We start from the raw sequence: 19,626 nt of genomic DNA on the forward strand, positions 1-19,626 counted from the left end.
TGGGTGCCTGTTTAGGGCAAGAGGAGGAGATGTAATATATTGGGAAACATAGAGATTATCCCGTTAGGGACTGATACCAAAGATATGGAAAAGGAAGGCCCGTCTTTTGAAAAACAGTATGCGCCGATTGTCGCGTATTTGATACGGGAAGGACGTACAAAACATATTATCCATACCGTATCCGGCGGACCGGCTATGGCCGAACGGGTACGGAAAATGATTGAGCAGGCATGGTCACAAAAGGAACCGGAACATATCGCTATGCCATTTGATATTACGCCGCTAGTCGATGTCATGTCCAAATTACGAGGTCCCAACGGCTGTCCTTGGGATAAAGCCCAGACACATCGAACCTTACGGCGATTTTTACTGGAAGAAGTATATGAAATGCTTGATGCGGTGGATTGTCAGGATATGTCGGGCATACGCGAAGAATTAGGCGATATTCTTTATCAAATTATTATTCATGCCCGTATTGCTGAAGAAAAAGGAATTTTTAACGCACAAGATATTGTAAACGATATCACCAAGAAGATGATTCACCGCCATCCCTATGTTTTTGGTGAAAAAAACCTTGAAAAGATAGGTACGAGTATGTTAAACTGGGATAGATTAAAGCAAGGCGAGCAACGCCAACAGCATGAGCATCTTCTGGATGGCGTCGTCAAGGGACTACCGTCATTGCTTCAGGCATATAAGCTTCAGGAAAAATCGGCCAAGGTTGGATTCGAATGGCAGGATACTAAAGATGTCTGGGCTAAGTTCCGAGAAGAATGGCAGGAGTTTAAAGACGCCTTGAAGGAGAATGATCCTGTTCATGCTGAAGAAGAAGCTGGTGATGTGCTGTTCGTATTTGCTGATTTATGCCGACGCTATCATATAGAGCCGGAATGTGCGTTACATCGTGCTAACAGTAAATTTCGCCGCCGCTTTTCTTACGTTGAAACCTGCGTAAAAGAATCATCCCGATCATGGCAAGATGTTACCCTAGATGAATTGGATGCCTTTTGGCAGGAAGCAAAAAGAAAAGAACGTCAGCCGAAAGGGACGGATCTGAAAAGTTAGCCCGAAAAGATAGATGTAACTATTTAAAGGAGGATTTGTAATGAATAAAACAGAATTAATTGCGAGTGTTGCACAGAAATCCGATTTGACAAAAAAAGATGCCGAAAAAGCGGTAAAAGCCGTATTCGAATCGATCAGTGAAAGTCTGACACGGGACGATAAAGTCCAGATCATCGGCTTTGGTACCTTTGAAGTCCGCCAGCGTAAAGCACGTGAAGGCCGTAATCCCCGCAACAATGAACCCATTCGGATTGATGCATCCAAGACACCGGCTTTTAAAGCTGGTAAACAATTAAAAGATCTTGTAAATAATAAATAAGAGTTTTGTAAGAAAAGGGCCGCCAATACAAACGGCCCTTTTCTTTTCTTGATTTTTGTCGTAACATAATACTATAATCATAGTATAAACCACGATATGATTTTTTAAGAGCCGCATCGTTTAACCAATAGGTTATGCAAGGTGCATATAGACGCCTGGATGCTGTTGATTATAAAAAGAAGGGATACGCATGACAAAGAAAAAAATCCTGATAATGTCTGCTTCTATTGGAACCGGTCATACACAGGCAGCACGTGCCATAGAAGAATATGTCCAAACCCTTTCAGAAGAATATGACGTGGAGCATCTTGATTTTTTGTCTAATGATGTTCTTTCTATCGACAATCTGGTCAAGGAAACCTACATCAAAATTCTGGATTTTTTCCCTATGTTATATGACCTAATGTATTATTCTTCGCAAGGATATAAACGGGGCATGGCAGTCAAAACGCTGATTGCCTGGGGATTGAAGCGGCGCATGCTGCGAGTACTGGCAGATAGAAAACCGGATATTCTTGTTTTCACGCATCCGTTTCCTGCGGGAGCTGCCGCGCTTTTAAAACGTCAGCATCGCTTAAACATCCCTCTTGTCGGTGTAATTACAGATTTTGCAGTTCATCAGCTTTGGTTATATCCACAAATTGATTTATATTGCGTAGCCGCATCCCAATTAAAAGATCTTTTGAACCAAAATGGAATTGACCGCAATAAAATTATTGTTTCGGGAATTCCTGTCCGTAATGCGTTCAAAAAAGAACGCTGGCATATGAAAGAAAAATCTCAGCATAGTAGAAATATTCTTATTATGGGTGGTGGCTTAGGTATGGGCTCCATTAAACAATCGCTGACGCTTCTCGACAGGATAGACACCATTGATAGTTTCACTGTTGTAACAGGTTATAACGCGGATTTATATGATGAAATAATCCGGCTGCGCCGTGAGCTGAGTCATCCGGTAAACGTATTTGGATATACTAATCAGATTCCGGAACTCATGGTCCAATCAGCGCTGCTGGTCACCAAACCAGGGGCCTTGACCTGTACGGAGGCCGCGACTGTCCAGATCCCTATGGTACTGTATAGTCCTATTCCCGGTCAGGAAGAAGCCAATGCATTCTATATGCAGGAAAAAGGCTGTGCCCGCTGGGTTAAATCCCAGAATGAACTCGTTGTGGTTGTAAAAGAACTGCTGGCAGATACAGATAAGCTATTGGATATGTCCCACGCCAGCTTGGCCTGCCATCGTGACGGCGCCGAAATCATCGGTGCCCGTGTCCTGCAAATGCTGCAGCCCGATGCAGAGCATAAAAAGCCAGAGTTTCAGAATCAGGAATATTCAAACGTATCTGTTTGATTTGCCGGATCGGCGCATAGCTCGGGTTATGTGTTCCGCATCCGGTTTTTTATGGGGAAATGAACTATTATGAGACAAAAGAAAACCAGACGAACACCGTCACGGCCATCACGCAGTTCTGGCAGCCTCATTAAACCCCTCAGCATTTTATTTCTTATGATCTCTATTTGTGTCGGCGCGTATTGGAATCTCCATACAGGGATTGTTTCAGAACAACTGGCTGACTCAAAAATAGTGAATATAGAAAAAGGCCGCGATAATGGCAAGGATGCTATATATACCGATGTATCGCAAGAAATGCATGAGGCTATTGATAGTTGGCTGAAAACACAAGGGGCTGACGTTACGACGATAGATACACAGGAACGAACGGAAAAACGTCATGCCACAGGAGGCATCATCCGCTGGACAACATTGAGTAAAACAGTCATACCAACAAAACTGTTTACTCGTGAAGCACTGGAAACACAGCTGAATAAAGGCGGGGGAAAGACCGTTCTATATCGGGTAGAAAAGACAAAACATGATGGAAAAGATGTGACGGAATATGATATCGCTTATTTTGATATGCTTGATACAGAACAGTTGTATTTAGTAACAGATAAGCTGTACGTCACCGAGCCAAAGGCAAATTCTAATGTTATAGAAAAAGTCAAAAATATGATTTTGAGATCATCCAGCGGTTCATTAAAGGATACTTCAACGAAATCACCGTCATCGGATACCGCACAAACACTTCCGTCCCAAATTACCGGGCAGTTAGCCATTGTCATTGATGATTGCGGCAGTAGTACAGAGATCCTCCAGAAATTCAACACCATTCCCATTCCATTGACCTATGCCGTAATGCCAAATAAAAAATACACGGCGGAATGTGCCGAAAGCGGTTACGAGGCCAATCGAAAAATTTTTGTCCACATGCCTATGCAGCCTCTTAATATTCAATCATCCGAGACCGTATATATTGGCACCGATATGTCTGACAGCAAGGTCAAGGCCACAGCTGATGAAATGTTGGATCAGGTTCCGCATGCAACAGGTATGAATAACCATCAGGGTTCTATGGCAACTGCGGATACGCGGCTTATGGAGGACGTTATGTCCGTTTTGAAAAAACGCCGCCTGATGTATCTTGACAGTCGCACTAACAGCGCCTCAATCGGAGAGCAGTTGGCTAGTTCCATGGGTATAGCTACAAGCCGCAACAATTTATTTATTGACAACGATGCCGATGTCTCTTCTGTCAAAAATCGACTCCGCCAAGCTGGGCAGATAGCTAAGAATAATGGCAGCGCCATCGTTATCGGACATTGCCGTTTAAATACGGCGCAGGCCATACGTGAAATGGTCGGCGAACTTAATAAGGAAGGCATTGATATCGTTTTTGCAACCGATTTGATGCAGTAGGGAATAAAATGGATTTTTCAATTTCAATTCACATGCTTGCTTTTATTATGGGCGGCGGTTTTTTAGCCGGTTTTATTGATTCTATTGCCGGTGGCGGCGGTCTTATTTCTCTCCCGGTGCTTATGGCTACGGGAATGCCGCCCCATTTTGCTATTGGTACCAACAAGTTTGCAGCCACTTTCGGAGCCGTTATGAGTGCTTGGCAATTCTGGCGGGCTGGCAAGGTTGATAAACACTTAATGAAGCGTATTCTGCCGTTCTCGTTTGCCGGAGCAGTCATTGGATGTATTCTTATGCTGTGCCTGTCTGCACAATGGCTTCAGCCTATTATTATTGCTTCACTAATCGGATCCGCTTTATTCGTTTTCAGCAGAAGACATCTGGGATCAAATAACACGTATGCCGGCGAAACCAAAAAAGCCGTATTGCAGGCAACTGCCACGGCCTTCTTCATCGGTTTATATGATGGCTTCATCGGGCCTGGAACAGGTACATTTCTTATTGTTATTTTTGCCATGATCGGCTTTGATTTTGTCATCGCGGCCGGCAATGCCAAGGTGCTCAATCTGATGAGCAATCTTACAAGTTTTATTCTTCTTGTATACTGGGGAAAAGTTTTGTATGTGTATGGTATCGCGATGGCTGTCTGTATTCTTATTGGTGCCTTTTTTGGGTCACGCATGGCAATCCGCCGCGGTTCTGGATTTGTCCGTCTGATTATGCTGACAGTAACGGCTGTCCTTATCGGAAAATTAATTTTAGATTATCTCGGCATATTATAGGGAGCATTTTATGGATACAGACAAAAAGATCGCATTGATCAGTGGCGGAACGTCCGGGATCGGACTGGCTGCCGCAGATATTCTTATGCAGCGTGGCTGGAACGTCGTATTAAGCGGGCGAAATAAAGAGCGTGGAAGAGCTGCAGCTACCTTTCTCGCCAAAAATGAAGGTGAGGTACGGTACATCCAGGGTGACGTTTCTTGTGATCAGGACTGTGCAGAAATGACGGAACAGACAGTTGCCGCTTTCGGACATCTGGACGGTCTGGTTACTTCTGCCGGCTATTATAAAGAAAATTTATTAGAACAAACATCTCCCCATGAAGTACAGCAGATGTTTGCAACTAATGTATACGGTACTATGTCCCTATGCCGGTATAGTCTGCCGCATTTAAAAAAAAGCGGCGGTGCCATTGTTACGGTGGCCAGCGATGCTGGTATTCAGGGTAATGTTGCTTGTTCTGTGTACGGTGCTACCAAAGGTGCCGTCGTGGCTTTCACCAAATCTCTGGCCCTCGAGACAGCACCGTATCAGGTCAGAGTAAACTGTGTCTGCCCCGGCGACGTCGTTACGCCGCTTTTAGAAAAACAACTGCATCAGAATCCAGAACTGACGCTTGCTGACATAAAGGAACATTACCCGCTATTTCGTTTGGCGTCACCGCCGGAAATAGGTAAAGCCATTGCATTTCTACTCAGTAATGACGCGTCTTTTATCACTGCTGTTGCACTTCCTGTAGACGGAGGTTTGACAAGCTGGTGAAAACATGGGAAAATAAGTTAATAATTATATTTTTATATGCAGGATGGGGTGGTATCGATGAGTGAAGAAATGAAAACAGTAGAAGCATTGCAGGAAGAAATTGCTAAGCTAAAACAGGAACTGGCAGATTTTAAAAGCAAGGTACCGGAAACAGCCAGCCACGAAGATACTGCAATGAACGTGATTCAGACAATTAATCAGTCTACCGAAGACGACGACGTGAAGGTGGAAACGTTATGCCGCTGGGCTGCCGCCCGTGCCGGCGCCATCGTAGTCGCACCGCTGTTAGGAACCGTCGCCCTGATGGCCAATGAAGTATATCTGGTCAGCCGTATTGCCCGGGTGTACAACGTTAAACTAACAGAAAGGGCTTTAATCGCTTTTCTTGGCGCAGTGGGCAGCCGTATGGCCGGTAATATTTTGACAACACTAATTCCGTTCAGTGCCATTCAGGTTCCCGTAGCAGTAGGCATAACCTACAGCCTGGGACGCGTCACGCAGCGCTGGATGAAGGACGGTATGCCGACTGATATGGGGCCATATGTGGATATGATGTCCGAGTGGAAGGATAAAGCAAGAGAACAAGTGGATAAACTTCGTGATAATCCGTTAAAAAATGTTCCTCTCGGTGACGAAACTATTGATTTTATGAAAAAATGGCGCAGCGTTGCTGTAGACAAATTACAGGACGTAAAAGAAAAAGGGCAGGAATTATACCATAATGTACGCCACCACAATGATTTAGTCGAGGAAATTGCTGAAGAAAAAGCTGCTGAAACATCAGCAGCGCCTGCGGCCCCGTCAGATACGTTAGAAAATCCGACTGCAGAAGAAGCAATCCCGACTCCAACGGAACCTTCGGTTGAATCTCAGGTCAAGGCAGCCGTTGAAGATGCTAAAATTCCGTTGGAAGACAAACAATAGGGATGACGCTTATGTGGAAGATATTACGTTTTTTTGCCCGCTTTTACACACCGGGGAAATTTATTTATTTTATCCGCACTACAGGCCGCAAGATAAAATTTCTTCCCAAACTGCTGACGATTTTTTACTGTATGCAGGATAAAGATACGCCTAAGTTTGTCAAGCTCACGCTGATGGCCGCTTTGGGATATGTTATTTTTCCTTTCGACTTTATGCCTGATGCTATTTTTGGATTAGGATGGCTCGATGATGCGGCTGTAGTCGCAGCGGCACTGCGTTTTGCCGGGATGTATGTCAAACCGGAGCACAAAGCAAGGGTGCGTCGTATGTTTCCCTTTTTACGAGTGTAACTATTTGGCAATTCCAACAGAAAATCTGTTGGAATTGTTTATTTTTTGCCCCTAACTACCTGTTTTCCTTTGACAAACATACTTCATCATCGTAAAATAATATGAGTATGTTTTTATATAGGAGCATAAAAAATATGGTTACTATTATTGAAAAAGTACGGTTTTACGAAACAGATATGATGGGTATCGTCCATCATTCCAATCATATCCGCTGGTTTGAATGTGGGCGCTGCGAATACCTCCGGCAAGCTGGCATTGATTTATTTGAACTTATGGACAGGGGAATTTTATTCCCCATAAAAAACGTTTCTTGTGAATATATCAATCCGATCAATTATGCTGATACGATTGCGATTGAAACACGGCTGACTCGTCTGTCCAAAGCGCAAATGATGTATTCGTATCGCATTTTGCGTCAAGACAATGGCCTTTTACTGGCCACAGGCACGACACAAAACGTTTTTACCCGCAAATCCACAGGTACGGTTGCCCGACTTGATGATATACATTATGAAAAACTGAAAGCATGGTATGAACAGGATAAGGGGTTGGCTCAGTAATGGAGGGGTATCAATTGAATAGGAATGAACGGCCAATCGGGGTATTTGACTCTGGGGTAGGCGGATTGACAGTAGTCAATAAACTCCGCATGCTGCTGCCTCATGAAAACATCGTCTACGTCGGGGATACGAAACGAAACCCGTATGGATCCCGCACTCCCGAAGAGATTCTGATGTACACGCGAGACATCCTGCGGTTTATGAAAAAACAGCAGGTAAAGCTTGTCGCTATTGGGTGCAATACAGTTACCGCGGTAGCATATGATACGATTATTCATGAAACCTCGTATCCGCTTATCGGTATGAGCCGCGGTATCCAAACCGCAATGGAGATCAGCGCAAAGAAAAAAATTGCCGTTTTTGCCACAAAGCTTACAATTTCCAATCACAGTCACCAAAAGATAGCCTCAGAAATTGATCCGGAAATTGAAATTGTAGAACAAGCTTGCCCGGCCCTGGCTAATTTTATTGAACGAGGGATACTTTCCGGAAAAGCTATTATGGAGCCACTACGGACATACACAGCACCAGTCGTTGCTTCCGGCGCTGACACGGCTATTTTTGGCTGTACGCATTTTCCCTTTATCCAACCCTTATTCGAAGCACTTTGCGGTGATGGCATCGCCTTTGTTGATCCAGCTCATGAAATGGCGCTGCAGACGCTGGAGGTTCTGAAAAGAGATGATTTGCTGAATCATAATCCGGCCCCCGGCTATCTGCGCTTGTGCTTTACCGCTGAACCGGAGCGAGGAAGCCATTTGGCAGAACATTTGATTCCTGCCAATGAATTTTCGTCAGAAACAATTTCACTTGTCTAATTCCTGCATATTTTTCCGGAAGCGGTGCAGGGGTATATTATATGAATATCATTTTTTTAGAAAAAGGAGTCCTAGGCTGTGTTAATATACGTATTAATCAATGTAGTCATTGCCGTAATCGGCATTATTGCCGTCCTGTATCTTTTATTCCGATTATTTGCATGGAAGCAGGGCGACGCACGTTTTGTCATTGAAGCCCGACGCCGTAACCCTTTTGAGTTAAAGAAAATCACACAGGACACGGCCGTTTTTGAAACCAATGTTCCTTTCCAAAATATGGGAAAACAATTAGGGACGATTATGGATTTTTATCCCCGGACACTACTGCCGCACGAACAGTACGATAAATGCGTAATTCATTCCCAGCTTGCTAATACAGCCGCAGAGCGGGATGATAATTATTGGGAATCGGTTATATACTATCCGGGAGAGGGTGGAACACTTCGTGTCACCATTGCTTTAGTCAGCAAAAATAATACGATACGGGAAGATTTAAAAACATTTCCTGACATGCCCATTGATTTAGTATATCAGGTTGTTTCACGCAGTGAATGGTATATTCATAAAGCCCGCATTACATTGAAGGCTTCTGAAGTCCAGCACGCATTGGAACTCAATTAGGAGGTATATCGGAATGGCAGATTTAGAATTAGTACCTGTAAGAACCAGAATACTCACCGACAAAGATAATATCGTGGATGTAATCGAAGAATATGCCAAACATCTTGTAGGCCCTGATGATCTTATATGCTCAGCAGAAAGCGTTGTCGCTATTACACAGCATCGCTATACACGTCCTGAAGAACTTACGCCCTCGTGGCAGGCTCGCCTGATGCGGCGCTTTGTCCCAGGTGAAGGTAGCATGGCCAGTCTGTATGGCATGCAGGCCGCGATGGAACTGGAGGGGGAATGGAAAATGCTCTTTGGATTTATTGCCGGATTTCTAGCTAAATTGATCGGCAAAAACGGCGTATGGTATCAGCTTTGCAGGCAAGCCTCCCTGACTGACGACGTTACTGGAACGATGCCCCCTTTTGACAAATGTATTGTCTACGGTCCTGCCGATCCGGACGGCGTTGCTGAAAAAATAAAAAAGAGAATGGGCTGCTACGGTGCTTGTGTTGCCGATGTCAACGATTTAAAGCGGTCTGCCGTTCTAGGACATTCCCGTGGTCTGAACCCTAAGGAAATTGCTAAAATACTTATCAATAATCCGTTTGGCAATGCCTCTCAAAAAACGCCGATCGTCATTATAAAAAATTACGCACAATGCATAAAAGAAACCAAAAGTACCAAAACAGCAAAGTGAAAGGTATGTGCTGCTGATGATGATAAAAGATACAATCGTACTGGCAACGCACAATAAGGGGAAAATACGAGAATTCAAAAGTATTCTTCTGCCTCTGGGATATGATGCCATCGCTGTACGTAATCTCCTTCCCGATATAACAGAACCTGATGAAGCAGGAACAACCTTTGCAGAAAATGCAAAGCTTAAGGCTCTTTATTATATGAAAATAACAGGGAAGCCTTGTCTTGCCGATGACTCGGGAATTATTGCCGACGCATTGCATGGGCGCCCAGGCGTATATTCTGCCCGATATGCAGGACCGAACTGCAGTGATGACCAAAATAACGAAAAGTTGATTAAGGATTTGTCCGCCGTAGCTCCAACACAGCGGCAGGCTCATTACGTTTGCGTCCTGTGTCTTGTTTGGCCTGACGGACGTATGCTCCAAACAGAAGGAAGCTGTACCGGTTTGATTCGTGACTTCTATGCCGGCAGCAATGGCTTTGGCTATGATCCTTTGTTTTATATTCCCGATAAGGGAAAGACTATGGCAGAATTGACTATGGCAGAAAAAAATAAAATCAGTCATCGTGGCAAGGCTCTGGAAAAATTAGTTGAGGCCCTGACATGAAACCGGTTTTTATAGGAGTCGTTAGTGACAGTCATGGGCGTTTTCGCGAATTAGAACGCATGGTTGAGCAGGCGCCGGATGTTTCTGTTTGGCTTCATGGCGGTGATTACTGCAATGACGGCGAAGATCTGTCAATATATACGGGTGTTCCTGTATATTCTGTACGGGGAAATAATGACTTTATGAGTAACTTCGCTGCTCCTGAATGCAGAAAAATAAGGATTGACGGAATGAACATCATGTTGATTCACGGACACCAATGGTATGGGCAGCAACGATTAGAAAAATTAGTGGAATTGGGGCAGACCCATGCGGCATCATTAGTTGCTTTCGGACATACACACCGTCGTTTTCTCAAAAAAACAGATGGCATTACGATTTTAAATCCCGGTAGTATCGGATTGCCCAGAGACGGGCACAACGGCACATACGCAGTATGTACTATTTCAAAAGGCATACTGACAAATGTTCGCATATATGAATTGACAAGATAACACAAGGATTGCAAATATATTCATAAGGGTAAAGGGATATGACAACTAAAAAGAAAAAAATCAAACTGTATGGTTTCAATAATTTGACAAAAACATTGAGCTTTAACATGTATGATATCTGTTATGCCGTAAGTGACGAGTCACGACGTCAGTACATCGAATATATTGACGAGCAATACAACGCTGAGCGACTGACTAAAATTCTGAAAAATGTTTCTTCTATTATCGGTGCCAACATTCTTAATATAGCCAGTCAGGATTATGATCCGCAGGGCGCCAGTGTAACTATTTTGATTTCAGAAGAACCTCTTCATACGGAAGATACTGATATCGTTTGTCATCTGGACAAAAGTCATTTAACGGTGCATACATATCCCGAAAGCCATCCTCAAAAGGGAATTATGACTTTCCGAGCGGATATTGATGTGTCTACATGCGGTCAAATTTCTCCGCTGAACGCGCTTAATTATCTTCTAGACAGCTTTGAGTCGGATATTGTCACACTGGATTATCGTGTTCGTGGTTTTACCCGGGATATTTCAGGAAAAAAACTGTTCATAGACCACCGTATTAATTCGATCCAAAATTACATTTCCCAAGCAACTCGCAACAGCTACGATATGATCGATGTCAACGTATATCAGGAAAATACTTTCCATACGAAAATGATATTGAAAGAATTTGATTTAAATAATTATTTGTTCAACATGACGGCTAACCAGCTTACACAGCATCAACAAACCTTGATCAGGCGCTTGGTACGTCAGGAAATGCTGGAAATTTTTAATGGCCGTAATATGCCCATTATGCGCTGATGCTTCAGTAAAAGAGTCCGCACAAGCTGCTGGCTCTTTTTTTATATAGACGGGGAAGTATAATTTTTGCTATAATAGAAAAAATAACAGGGAAGGAGAGTCGCATTATATGAAACTTTTTTTCATCAACTGCAGAAACGCAGTGCCGAAAGCCTAAAGCGTTTTAATATTTCTTTTATAATGAGCATCCTTCTCTTTAGTATTCTGGCATATATAATATGTGCAAAAACGTCTGATTCAGTATATGATTATGTAACGGCATCTCTTATCTGTACCACTATCTTTTCTGCCTTATGGCAAATTATTATAGAAATACAGTATACCTTATCCAAAATACCTGCCCGTTTCCGATATATGCCAGTTGCCGTCTTTGGTATTGTCTTATTTATTTTATTTTGCATCACTGACAATATTGGATATGTTTCTCTTTATACCGTTGGTATCAGTATCGCTTTATTATCTTTTATATTTTTCTTGCTATCGCATCAATCTCGCAGCGGTGAAGCAGTATTTAACCAATTATTTTGCGGATTTTTAAAAGCAGCGGCATTAACGCTGCTGGTCTCCTTTTCGCTTATGATCTGCCTGGCAGCACTCCATCTTCTTATTATTGATCTAACATTTCCAGCCTATGCTGTGGTATTTGATTTTGCAGTCGTCATTATCGGAACAAACGTATTTCTTGCTTTTATCCCCATAGTAACAGAAAAGGCAAAACCTTCGTTCCTGTTATATAAAATTTTGCAATGGGTAATTCTGCCAATTTATGCCTTCCTGATCCTCATCTTGTATGCCTATATTCTTATGATATGTAAAAACGGCAGCATGCCTGTCGGACAAATGAACTGGTTTGCCTCACTGGCCGTGTTTGTTTATGTTTTTTATTATATGACCTGCCGGCAATGTACAACGATGCCTGGTATCGTTTTTTTCTTGAAATGGGGCGGAATCATGCTCCTTCCAATCATTACGGTGCAGCTTTTAGGTGTGTACATTCGCTATGAAGCATTTGGGCTGACGGATGTCCGCTATGCATCTATGATATGTACCGGTTTTGGGATTATTGTTGTTTTGAATGGATTATTCCGGCACTCACTGCAGAAGTTATTTTTGCTTAGTGCGTTATTCAGTATTATTTTCACAGTTACACCTTTAAACATCTTTGATCTTCCTTATAAAGAACAAATGACACGGATAGAAACCATTTTAACCGAAAAAAAGATGCTGCAAAACGAAATAATCATCACTTCAGATGAACTGTCCGCAAAGGACAAAGAAATAATTGCCAGTGCTTATGACTACATGCGATCTCAGAATAAGCTGCAAATACAGCAGACCTGTACCAAGGCTGCACTTATATTAAATTCTCCCGTTATACAAAAAATTGCGGCAGAGAAGGGCAATTTTCTGCTGTGGAGCTTTACTAATTCTTCCCAAGCAGTACCTATTGCAGGATATCAAACCATGTATATCTTAGATACGACGACTGAAAACGGCTATATTACCGTTCCTGTTTCAAACGGCATGACAAAGACATTTTATATTGCCGATTATGCCGATACACTTTGCCGCAATATAGTATCTCCGGATCAATCTGTGGCGGGAAATCATGATATTAGGGTTCCAGGTATGCAATTGACCCTGGATAACAATCACTTATTATATCTGCAATGGCTTCATATACGTAAAATAAAAGATAATCATTCACGGATTGCTCTGTCTGGATATGTACTGGAAAAATGAATTGTTTTTACATAAAATACTATTATTCATGTCCACTAGGAAGGAGTGATTTATATGGACACAAAAAAAACAGTATGTCATATTGGCAAAAAGATGGCAATGTCGCACTTCATTGCTGGTTGTGATGGCAATATCAGCTTTAGGCGCCCAGACGGAAAAATCGTTATTACACCGTCAGGTTATCCAAAAGGAGAATTGAAGGCATCTCAGCTTCTTCTCTTGGACGCTGAAGGACATCTTCTAAAAGGAAAGGGGAGCCCTTCAACAGAAACAAATCTGCATCTGCAAATATATAAAAGCCGGGCTGACGTCAATGCTATCATTCATGCCCATCCGACAATATCCACTGCAGTCACTGTTGCTGGTCTGAAATTCCCCAGTCATATCGTAACAGAAGGACGGGACTTTTTAGGGCCCGTGTGTACAATTCCTTATGAAGCACCTGGCAGCATTGAATTAGCACTCGCTTGTGCGGACGGCTTGAAGGAGGTCAATGCGGTACTGTTAGAGCGTCATGGTGCTGCTGTCGTCGGTACAGATTTATCAGAGGCACTATATCGCCTTGAAACACTGGAGGCAGTAGCTAAAATTTATCGTGATTCTCTCATTTTTGCAGGAACATGCCCGTCTGATTCAACATCACTGGCGGTAAAAGGATCCAGCACGTAACTCATGCCCTGCGAATATTGATATGGAAAAGGAGATACTTATATGAACTTTCAATATAAAGAAGATAAAATATGGAGTACTGACGCCTCGGGAAAGGTCGTTGCCGAAATTAATTTCCCCGCAGGCGAAGATGGCATACTCACAATTACGCATACGTTTGTTGATGAAAGCCTTCGCGGACAGCATGTAGCTGAAGAGTTGATTCGATCTGCTGCTGAAAAAATACGTCAATCCGGAAAAAAAACGCATTTGACTTGTTCATATGCAAAAGCTTGGTTTATGCGTCACCCGGAAGAATACAAAGATATTCTAGCATGAAAAAAAGTGGATGTGCACAAAATAATCTCTCATTTTGTGCACATCCACTTTCTTTCATGCTGCGCTATTCCTGAACCCAATTTTTAGGCTCTGCGATGTACGTCGTTTGTTTATCGAAAATCACAAATCCCGGAACTGCATGAGCGGGCTTTTTTACATTACGTACTAACGTACAGTCCACCTCTACCTTGGAACTATTGCGGGCTTTACTATAATACGCTGCCAGTTGGGCCGCAATCGTAATCTGCCTGTCTGTAGGGGAAACCCGGTGACATGATAAAATAACATGAGATCCCGGTTGATTTTTAACATGAAACCACAAATCATAAGGATGGGCTTTTTTTAATGTCAGAAAATCGTTTTGTCTGTTATTGCGTCCAATCCAAATTTCAAGTCCGTCAGCAGACACCGTCAAAATCTGCTGAGAAAATTCTTTTTTCATTTTATCTCGGGCTGAAGTCTTTATCAAGCCCATTTGATGCATTTCTGCTTTAATATCGGTCAATTCGGCTTTCGTTGACGCATTATCCAACGCATACTCTAATGAATATAAATAATTCAAATGATTTTGATTCACTTCATGAAGTTCTGCGGATTTCTGTTTGCGATTCCTCATTTTAGCATACCGTTTATAATAACGATTGGCATTATTCGTCATGGAATATGCCGGATTCAACGGTATCAGAAGCGATTCCTGCTGGGGAGATAATAAATTTTTTACGGTAACGCTTTTTTCATGATCATGTTTTTCATAGGCATAAATCATAAGTAAATCACCGTAAAGTTTATATGTATCCATTTTTTTTGTTTCTTGTAATTCTCCGGCGACACGCTTGATTTTACGTTTTTGTTTTTCAATAAGTTTGCTGACTTTTTTCTGCAATTCTTCTTGTCCACCGTTCAGACTGCGGTGTGTTGACTGATATTCACTCAAATATTCTTCAATCAGATTAAAATGCCGTCTTGGATATTGGGCCATGCTGCTCAGTTCCAGCGGAAATATAATTTCTTTTTTTTGAACAGTATATACATAAGCCCCAGAAGCATGTTGCAGTTCTTTGCCGAAAGCCTCCACCGCACGGCACCATGAAATAATCGCCTGCGAGGTCAGAGAAAGGACAAGCTGTTCTTTGTCCAGTCCGGTTCGCAAGGATAATTCATTTAAAACAATCGTGCTCATGCCATTAAAACGCTTAAGCATCCATTTTCCCAATGGTTCATCACCACCTGACTGCATCATAGCTGTCAATTCATCGACGGTGAATTCAAAAGGATTCATGCGCATAAAGTTAGGCGGAAAATCATATGGTTCCTTAGGAGCAATGGTTCGCAGCGCCTTTGTATCTTTTCCTGTTTTAATGAGTGCTTCTATAATCATGCCATTCTCCGTAAAAATGACATTACTATATTTTCCCATAAGCTCAATATGAATTTTTCGGCTTACCACACGTCCGGAAATATCGAGAATATCAATTGCAATTTCAATGATACGGTCCAAATGGAGCTGATGAATCGAAGCAATCCGACCATTTTCATAATATTTCCGCAAAAACATGCATAACCCTGTCGGAACATCCGGCGTAGGCGGCATATGCTGCGATATATAGACCCGCGGAGAATCATCCAGCGTAATAATCAAATGGTGAATGCCCTTTTCATTGAAGACGCGAAAATAAAGTGCTCGTCTGTCCAGCTGATATATTTTCGATATTTGCCCCCCTTTTAAAATATCCGCTAATTCATTCGTAATGCAATGTAATGTAATTCCATCGAGATTCATGATATATACTCCTGACATCATATGCAAATATAAAAAATCATTGCTATTATCATACCATGAATTCTTTCGAGTGAGTAGAGGACTTGCCCGCAAAAAGGGTTGAATCCATTTTTTTTACAAAACAGAGTAGACCAGTAGAAGGATTTAAGATATACTTATGTATTAGAACAATTCTTTGAAGGAGGTCGTAAGAGTGCGTAGTATGACTGGGTTTGGCGCCGGGACATCCGGTAGTGACCGATTAAGCGTTACCATAGAAATGCGTGCCGTAAACCAACGTTTTTTAGAATTAAATATTCGAATGCCTCATGCATACTTGATATTAGAAGAAAAACTCCGCAGCAAAATAAAACAGACTCTATGCCGCGGCAAGGTTGATGTTTTTGTTACAGTTCATGAACTAGTGCCGCAGGCACCACAAATATACGTGGATTATGCTGCATTGGCCGCCTGTAAAAAAGCCCTTGACGCCATTAATGAAAAGATGTTTAGTCAGGACAGGACCACTTTACCCATGATTATGGAACTTACCAAAGACTGGTTCGTTCAAGAATCGCCGGCAATTAATCTGGATACTTCATGGCCGATCTTTTCAGAAGCCCTGGACGATGCTCTGCGCGGAATCACGGCAATGCGTGAGGCAGAAGGTGCTAACATTCAGCATGATCTGCTGCTGCGCACGGGCAATATGGAAACAGCTATAGACGCTATTGCCGCACGCAAACAGGAAATTTTGATACGGTATGAAGCAAAGCTTGAAAAAAAAATTCTCGCCCTTTGCGCCAAAGCCCAAAAAATTCCAGACGAAGACCGCTTTCTTCAGGAAGTGTCCATGTATGCCGATAAGGTTGATTTTACAGAAGAGGTTGTACGATTTCAAAGCCATGTGTTACAATTAAAAGAAATAGTATCTAAGGATGGCGATATTGGCCGCAAACTGGATTTTCTGATTCAGGAAATGAATCGGGAAATTAATACCATTGGTTCAAAAGCCAATGATTTGGATATAACGGAATATGTTTTACAGCTAAAAAATGAACTGGAAAAACTACGGGAACAAGTTCAAAATATTGAATAGTGGTGAAAATATGAGTTTTAATTTACTGAACATCGGTTTTGGAAATATGGTCATGGGCAATAAGGTCATTGCTATTATCAGTCCTGAATCAGCTCCTATTAAACGCATGATACAGGAAGCACGGGAACGCAACACGCTTATTGATGCAACCTTTGGCCGCAAAACCCGTTCTATACTCGTCATGGACAACGGACAAATCATTTTATCAGCACTCCAGCCAGAAACCATTTCTCACCGTATTCTTCAAGTAGATGGAGAGATTCAGGAGGAACCACTGGACGAAGAAATTACGTAGAGAGGAAGTAATAGTATGACTGATCCCGGATTGCTGATTGTTGTATCCGGTCCGTCCGGAGCCGGAAAAGGTACGATTTGCGATGCACTGCGGAAGACATTTTCTAATATCTATTATTCTATTTCCATGACTACCAGATCTCCTCGCACTGGAGAAATAAATGGGGTAAATTATTATTTTACCAATGATGATAATTTCAAAAAATTATTAACACAGGACGCATTTCTGGAATATGCCAAAGTATATGATCACTATTACGGCACCCCCAGAGAATATGTATATACTCTACTGAATGAGGGAAAGCACGTCATGCTGGAAATTGACATTCAGGGAGCCATGCAGGTAAAGAAAACATATCCCAAAGGAATTTTTATGTATATTGTTCCTCCAAGTAAAGCAGTTCTTGAACATCGGCTGCGCGGACGGCATACAGATACCGATGAAGTCATTGCCGCTCGTCTGTCCAGGGCCAGAACTGAGTTGGACTGGATTGATAAATATGACTATCTTATCGTCAATGATAATCTCCCGGCAGCTATTGATAAAGCTGCGTCAATCATACGGGCAGAGGAGTGCAGGGTAACACGCAATGCAGAGTGCATTGCCCATACGAAAAAATTGTATAAGTAACGTTTGAGTTGTATAAGAACAGGAGAGATATTTCATGTTAATTAAACCAACCTTAGAATCTTTAATGACCAAAGTAGATAGTAAATATACCTTAGTTACTTTAGCTGCAAAACGGGCCCGTCAGCTTACTGACGGTGATGAACCACTTGTGGACGCTGATACAACAAAAGTCGTCTCCATCGCTATGGAAGAAATCGACCAGGGGAAAATCACGTATGAAGTCCCTCAGGTCGGCATTAAATAATGCAAGGGAGGGTTACGTATGCTGTTGGAAAATAAAAAAGTTATTCTGGCCATCAGCGGGGGCATCGCCGCATTTAAGGCCGCTGAAATTGCCAGCATGCTTCGTAAGCGCGGTGCCGAGGTCAAATGTATTATGACCGAGCACGCTACAAATCTTATTACGCCTCTGACGATGCGCGAAATTTCGGGAAATCCTGTTGCAGTATCTATGTTCGGTGATACTCCCGAGTTTAATGTGGAGCATATTGCATTAGCTCAATGGGCAGACATTTTTGTTATCGCACCGGCTACAGCCAATATTATTGGCAAAATTACTGGTGGTATTGCTGATGATATGCTGACGACGACGGTAATGGCTACAACGGCTCCTGTTCTTATCGCACCTGCAATGAACAGTAATATGTACCTGAATCCTATTGTCCAAGAAAACTTACGCAAACTGAAAGAATACGGCTATACGATTATCGAGCCGGCCTGTGGCCATCTGGCTTGCGGCACTACTGGCATCGGGCGTCTGCCTGAACCTGCCGAAATTGTTGATCATATTGAACTTACTGCCTGCTGTACCCATACACTAAAGGGGAAAAATGTTATTGTAACGGGTGGTGGAACGCAGGAAGCCATTGACCCGGTCCGTTTCATCGGCAATCATTCCAGTGGCCGTATGGGATTTGCTCTTGCTAAAGCTGCGGTTTTGGCCGGTGCCAATGTGACTCTCGTCGCCGGAGTGTCCACTCTGCCGACTCCCTTGGGTGTTATACGGCGTATTGACGTTACCAGCACCTACGAAATGAAGAATGCCGTCGATCAGTATTACGAGGACTGTGATTTGGTCATTAAAGCGGCGGCTGTCGCCGATTACCGCGTATCTCATCCAGCCCAGAACAAAATCAAAAAATCGGAAGAAACCCTTTCATTGGAAATGGAAAAAAATCCAGATATTCTGTATGGACTGGGACAGCGCAAAACCCATCAGACGCTTGTAGGGTTTGCAGCGGAAACAGTTAATGTACTTGAATATGGCATGGCGAAACTGAAAAAAAAGAACTTAGACCTGCTTGTCGCCAATGATGTCAGTGCGGAAGGTGCCGGCTTTCAATCCAATACAAATATTGCAACACTTATTTTCCCTGATGGTTCAATGGAAAAATTGAACAAAATGGAAAAATACGAATTAGCTGCTATTATCATCGACAGGGCAGCCGCGATTCTGACACAAAAAAATACGTCTGCTTGATCTACTGTTAAAAATAAGGCTTGCATCTTAGTTCGCTTTAGTATACAATAGGCAAGTAAA

At 42.6% G+C, this 19,626-nt stretch carries 24 protein-coding genes; 23 read left to right on the forward strand and 1 reads right to left on the reverse strand.

The genetic code is table 11. The annotated features are described in order from the left end of the window. Window positions 1-39 precede the first annotated feature (39 nt). The 18 genes from mazG (at window position 40) to AB840_RS00520 (ending at window position 14,303) form a co-directional block, all read left to right on the forward strand. Window positions 40-1,065: a nucleoside triphosphate pyrophosphohydrolase gene (gene mazG, locus AB840_RS00435; protein WP_143742706.1), complete on the forward strand. Its 1,026-nt coding sequence runs from the start codon at window positions 40-42 to the stop codon at window positions 1,063-1,065. A 40-nt stretch (window positions 1,066-1,105) separates the two neighbouring features. Then, a complete protein-coding gene (locus AB840_RS00440; protein ID WP_048512847.1) occupies window positions 1,106-1,384 on the forward strand; it encodes an HU family DNA-binding protein in 279 nt (92 codons plus the stop codon). Window positions 1,385-1,574: 190 nt separating this feature from the next. Beyond that, window positions 1,575-2,738 carry an MGDG synthase family glycosyltransferase gene (locus AB840_RS00445; RefSeq protein ID WP_048512848.1) on the forward strand — a complete coding sequence of 388 codons (1,164 nt, stop codon included), beginning with the start codon at window positions 1,575-1,577 and terminating at the stop codon, window positions 2,736-2,738. A 69-nt stretch (window positions 2,739-2,807) separates the two neighbouring features. Then, window positions 2,808-4,145: a divergent polysaccharide deacetylase family protein gene (locus AB840_RS00450; protein ID WP_048512849.1), complete on the forward strand. Its 1,338-nt coding sequence runs from the start codon at window positions 2,808-2,810 to the stop codon at window positions 4,143-4,145. Window positions 4,146-4,153: 8 nt separating this feature from the next. Further along, complete coding sequence (locus AB840_RS00455; protein ID WP_048512850.1) at window positions 4,154-4,927, forward strand: sulfite exporter TauE/SafE family protein; 774 nt, start codon at window positions 4,154-4,156, stop codon at window positions 4,925-4,927. Window positions 4,928-4,937: 10 nt separating this feature from the next. After that, window positions 4,938-5,690 (forward strand): SDR family NAD(P)-dependent oxidoreductase, encoded by a 753-nt coding sequence (locus tag AB840_RS00460; RefSeq protein ID WP_048512851.1) that lies wholly within the window; start codon window positions 4,938-4,940, stop codon window positions 5,688-5,690. Window positions 5,691-5,747: 57 nt separating this feature from the next. Continuing rightward, a complete protein-coding gene (locus tag AB840_RS00465; protein ID WP_171969715.1) occupies window positions 5,748-6,614 on the forward strand; it encodes a hypothetical protein in 867 nt (288 codons plus the stop codon). A gap of 11 nt (window positions 6,615-6,625) precedes the next feature. Next, window positions 6,626-6,964 (forward strand): YkvA family protein, encoded by a 339-nt coding sequence (locus AB840_RS00470; RefSeq protein ID WP_048512902.1) that lies wholly within the window; start codon window positions 6,626-6,628, stop codon window positions 6,962-6,964. Window positions 6,965-7,098: 134 nt separating this feature from the next. After that, entirely contained in the window at window positions 7,099-7,524 is a 426-nt protein-coding gene (locus AB840_RS00475) for an acyl-CoA thioesterase (protein WP_048512853.1), read from the forward strand. 14 nt (window positions 7,525-7,538) lie between these two features. Continuing rightward, on the forward strand, window positions 7,539-8,342 hold the full coding sequence (gene murI, locus AB840_RS00480) for a glutamate racemase (protein ID WP_048512903.1): 804 nt from the start codon (window positions 7,539-7,541) through the stop codon (window positions 8,340-8,342). 78 nt (window positions 8,343-8,420) lie between these two features. Beyond that, window positions 8,421-8,963: a hypothetical protein gene (locus AB840_RS00485; RefSeq protein WP_048512854.1), complete on the forward strand. Its 543-nt coding sequence runs from the start codon at window positions 8,421-8,423 to the stop codon at window positions 8,961-8,963. Between the two features lie 13 nt (window positions 8,964-8,976). Then, complete coding sequence (locus AB840_RS00490) at window positions 8,977-9,651, forward strand: coenzyme F420-0:L-glutamate ligase (protein ID WP_048512855.1); 675 nt, start codon at window positions 8,977-8,979, stop codon at window positions 9,649-9,651. Between the two features lie 16 nt (window positions 9,652-9,667). Continuing rightward, the gene (locus AB840_RS00495) at window positions 9,668-10,264 is read left to right on the forward strand and encodes an XTP/dITP diphosphatase (protein ID WP_407657321.1); all 597 of its coding nucleotides are present in this window, start codon (window positions 9,668-9,670) and stop codon (window positions 10,262-10,264) included. Beyond that, window positions 10,261-10,758, forward strand: a complete 498-nt coding sequence (locus AB840_RS00500) for a metallophosphoesterase family protein (protein WP_048512856.1) — start codon at window positions 10,261-10,263, stop codon at window positions 10,756-10,758. The genes AB840_RS00495 and AB840_RS00500 overlap by 4 nt, the downstream gene beginning before the upstream one ends. 38 nt (window positions 10,759-10,796) lie before the next feature. Next, entirely contained in the window at window positions 10,797-11,573 is a 777-nt protein-coding gene (speD, locus tag AB840_RS00505) for an adenosylmethionine decarboxylase (RefSeq protein ID WP_048512857.1), read from the forward strand. A 354-nt stretch (window positions 11,574-11,927) separates the two neighbouring features. Beyond that, the gene (locus tag AB840_RS00510) at window positions 11,928-13,316 is read left to right on the forward strand and encodes a DUF4153 domain-containing protein (protein WP_159445770.1); all 1,389 of its coding nucleotides are present in this window, start codon (window positions 11,928-11,930) and stop codon (window positions 13,314-13,316) included. A gap of 54 nt (window positions 13,317-13,370) precedes the next feature. After that, complete coding sequence (locus AB840_RS00515; RefSeq protein ID WP_048512859.1) at window positions 13,371-13,985, forward strand: class II aldolase/adducin family protein; 615 nt, start codon at window positions 13,371-13,373, stop codon at window positions 13,983-13,985. Window positions 13,986-14,027: 42 nt separating this feature from the next. Beyond that, window positions 14,028-14,303 carry a GNAT family N-acetyltransferase gene (locus AB840_RS00520; RefSeq protein ID WP_048512860.1) on the forward strand — a complete coding sequence of 92 codons (276 nt, stop codon included), beginning with the start codon at window positions 14,028-14,030 and terminating at the stop codon, window positions 14,301-14,303. A gap of 64 nt (window positions 14,304-14,367) precedes the next feature. Here the strand turns inward: AB840_RS00520 and AB840_RS00525 are convergent, their stop codons facing one another. Continuing rightward, window positions 14,368-16,083: an Rqc2 family fibronectin-binding protein gene (locus tag AB840_RS00525; protein WP_048512861.1), complete on the reverse strand. Its 1,716-nt coding sequence runs from the start codon at window positions 16,081-16,083 to the stop codon at window positions 14,368-14,370. Window positions 16,084-16,285: 202 nt separating this feature from the next. On the opposite strand from AB840_RS00525, the gene AB840_RS00530 reads away from it, so the two are divergent. Genes AB840_RS00530 through coaBC form a run of 5 tightly spaced genes read left to right on the forward strand, consistent with a single transcriptional unit; the run spans window position 16,286 to window position 19,566 of the window. After that, window positions 16,286-17,161, forward strand: a complete 876-nt coding sequence (locus tag AB840_RS00530) for a YicC/YloC family endoribonuclease (RefSeq protein WP_171969716.1) — start codon at window positions 16,286-16,288, stop codon at window positions 17,159-17,161. Between the two features lie 10 nt (window positions 17,162-17,171). Continuing rightward, a complete protein-coding gene (gene remA / locus AB840_RS00535) occupies window positions 17,172-17,456 on the forward strand; it encodes an extracellular matrix/biofilm regulator RemA (protein WP_048512863.1) in 285 nt (94 codons plus the stop codon). Window positions 17,457-17,471: 15 nt separating this feature from the next. Continuing rightward, window positions 17,472-18,086, forward strand: a complete 615-nt coding sequence (gmk, locus tag AB840_RS00540) for a guanylate kinase (RefSeq protein ID WP_048512864.1) — start codon at window positions 17,472-17,474, stop codon at window positions 18,084-18,086. Window positions 18,087-18,120: 34 nt separating this feature from the next. Continuing rightward, the gene (rpoZ, locus tag AB840_RS00545) at window positions 18,121-18,330 is read left to right on the forward strand and encodes a DNA-directed RNA polymerase subunit omega (protein ID WP_048512865.1); all 210 of its coding nucleotides are present in this window, start codon (window positions 18,121-18,123) and stop codon (window positions 18,328-18,330) included. Between the two features lie 18 nt (window positions 18,331-18,348). After that, a complete protein-coding gene (gene coaBC, locus AB840_RS00550; RefSeq protein ID WP_048512866.1) occupies window positions 18,349-19,566 on the forward strand; it encodes a bifunctional phosphopantothenoylcysteine decarboxylase/phosphopantothenate--cysteine ligase CoaBC in 1,218 nt (405 codons plus the stop codon). Window positions 19,567-19,626 lie beyond the last annotated feature (60 nt).

Origin of the sequence: Megasphaera cerevisiae DSM 20462 (assembly GCF_001045675.1) — a bacterium.
GTDB classification, from domain to species: Bacteria; Bacillota; Negativicutes; order Veillonellales; family Megasphaeraceae; genus Megasphaera; species Megasphaera cerevisiae.

Coding starts and splice junctions, on each gene's coding strand:
- AB840_RS00450 (WP_048512849.1), top strand. CDS start 2,808: ATGAGACAAAAGAAAACCAGACGAACACCGTCACGGCCATCACGCAGT.
- AB840_RS00460 (WP_048512851.1), top strand. CDS start 4,938: ATGGATACAGACAAAAAGATCGCATTGATCAGTGGCGGAACGTCCGGG.
- AB840_RS00515 (WP_048512859.1), top strand. CDS start 13,371: ATGGACACAAAAAAAACAGTATGTCATATTGGCAAAAAGATGGCAATG.
- AB840_RS00525 (WP_048512861.1), bottom strand. CDS start 16,083: ATGAATCTCGATGGAATTACATTACATTGCATTACGAATGAATTAGCG.
- rpoZ (WP_048512865.1), top strand. CDS start 18,121: ATGTTAATTAAACCAACCTTAGAATCTTTAATGACCAAAGTAGATAGT.
- AB840_RS00530 (WP_171969716.1), top strand. CDS start 16,286: ATGACTGGGTTTGGCGCCGGGACATCCGGTAGTGACCGATTAAGCGTT.
- gmk (WP_048512864.1), top strand. CDS start 17,472: ATGACTGATCCCGGATTGCTGATTGTTGTATCCGGTCCGTCCGGAGCC.
- AB840_RS00455 (WP_048512850.1), top strand. CDS start 4,154: ATGGATTTTTCAATTTCAATTCACATGCTTGCTTTTATTATGGGCGGC.
- coaBC (WP_048512866.1), top strand. CDS start 18,349: ATGCTGTTGGAAAATAAAAAAGTTATTCTGGCCATCAGCGGGGGCATC.
- speD (WP_048512857.1), top strand. CDS start 10,797: ATGACAACTAAAAAGAAAAAAATCAAACTGTATGGTTTCAATAATTTG.
- AB840_RS00475 (WP_048512853.1), top strand. CDS start 7,099: ATGGTTACTATTATTGAAAAAGTACGGTTTTACGAAACAGATATGATG.
- AB840_RS00520 (WP_048512860.1), top strand. CDS start 14,028: ATGAACTTTCAATATAAAGAAGATAAAATATGGAGTACTGACGCCTCG.
- remA (WP_048512863.1), top strand. CDS start 17,172: ATGAGTTTTAATTTACTGAACATCGGTTTTGGAAATATGGTCATGGGC.
- AB840_RS00510 (WP_159445770.1), top strand. CDS start 11,928: ATGCCAGTTGCCGTCTTTGGTATTGTCTTATTTATTTTATTTTGCATC.
- AB840_RS00465 (WP_171969715.1), top strand. CDS start 5,748: ATGAGTGAAGAAATGAAAACAGTAGAAGCATTGCAGGAAGAAATTGCT.
- AB840_RS00500 (WP_048512856.1), top strand. CDS start 10,261: ATGAAACCGGTTTTTATAGGAGTCGTTAGTGACAGTCATGGGCGTTTT.
- AB840_RS00470 (WP_048512902.1), top strand. CDS start 6,626: ATGTGGAAGATATTACGTTTTTTTGCCCGCTTTTACACACCGGGGAAA.
- AB840_RS00495 (WP_407657321.1), top strand. CDS start 9,668: ATGATGATAAAAGATACAATCGTACTGGCAACGCACAATAAGGGGAAA.
- AB840_RS00445 (WP_048512848.1), top strand. CDS start 1,575: ATGACAAAGAAAAAAATCCTGATAATGTCTGCTTCTATTGGAACCGGT.
- AB840_RS00440 (WP_048512847.1), top strand. CDS start 1,106: ATGAATAAAACAGAATTAATTGCGAGTGTTGCACAGAAATCCGATTTG.
- AB840_RS00490 (WP_048512855.1), top strand. CDS start 8,977: ATGGCAGATTTAGAATTAGTACCTGTAAGAACCAGAATACTCACCGAC.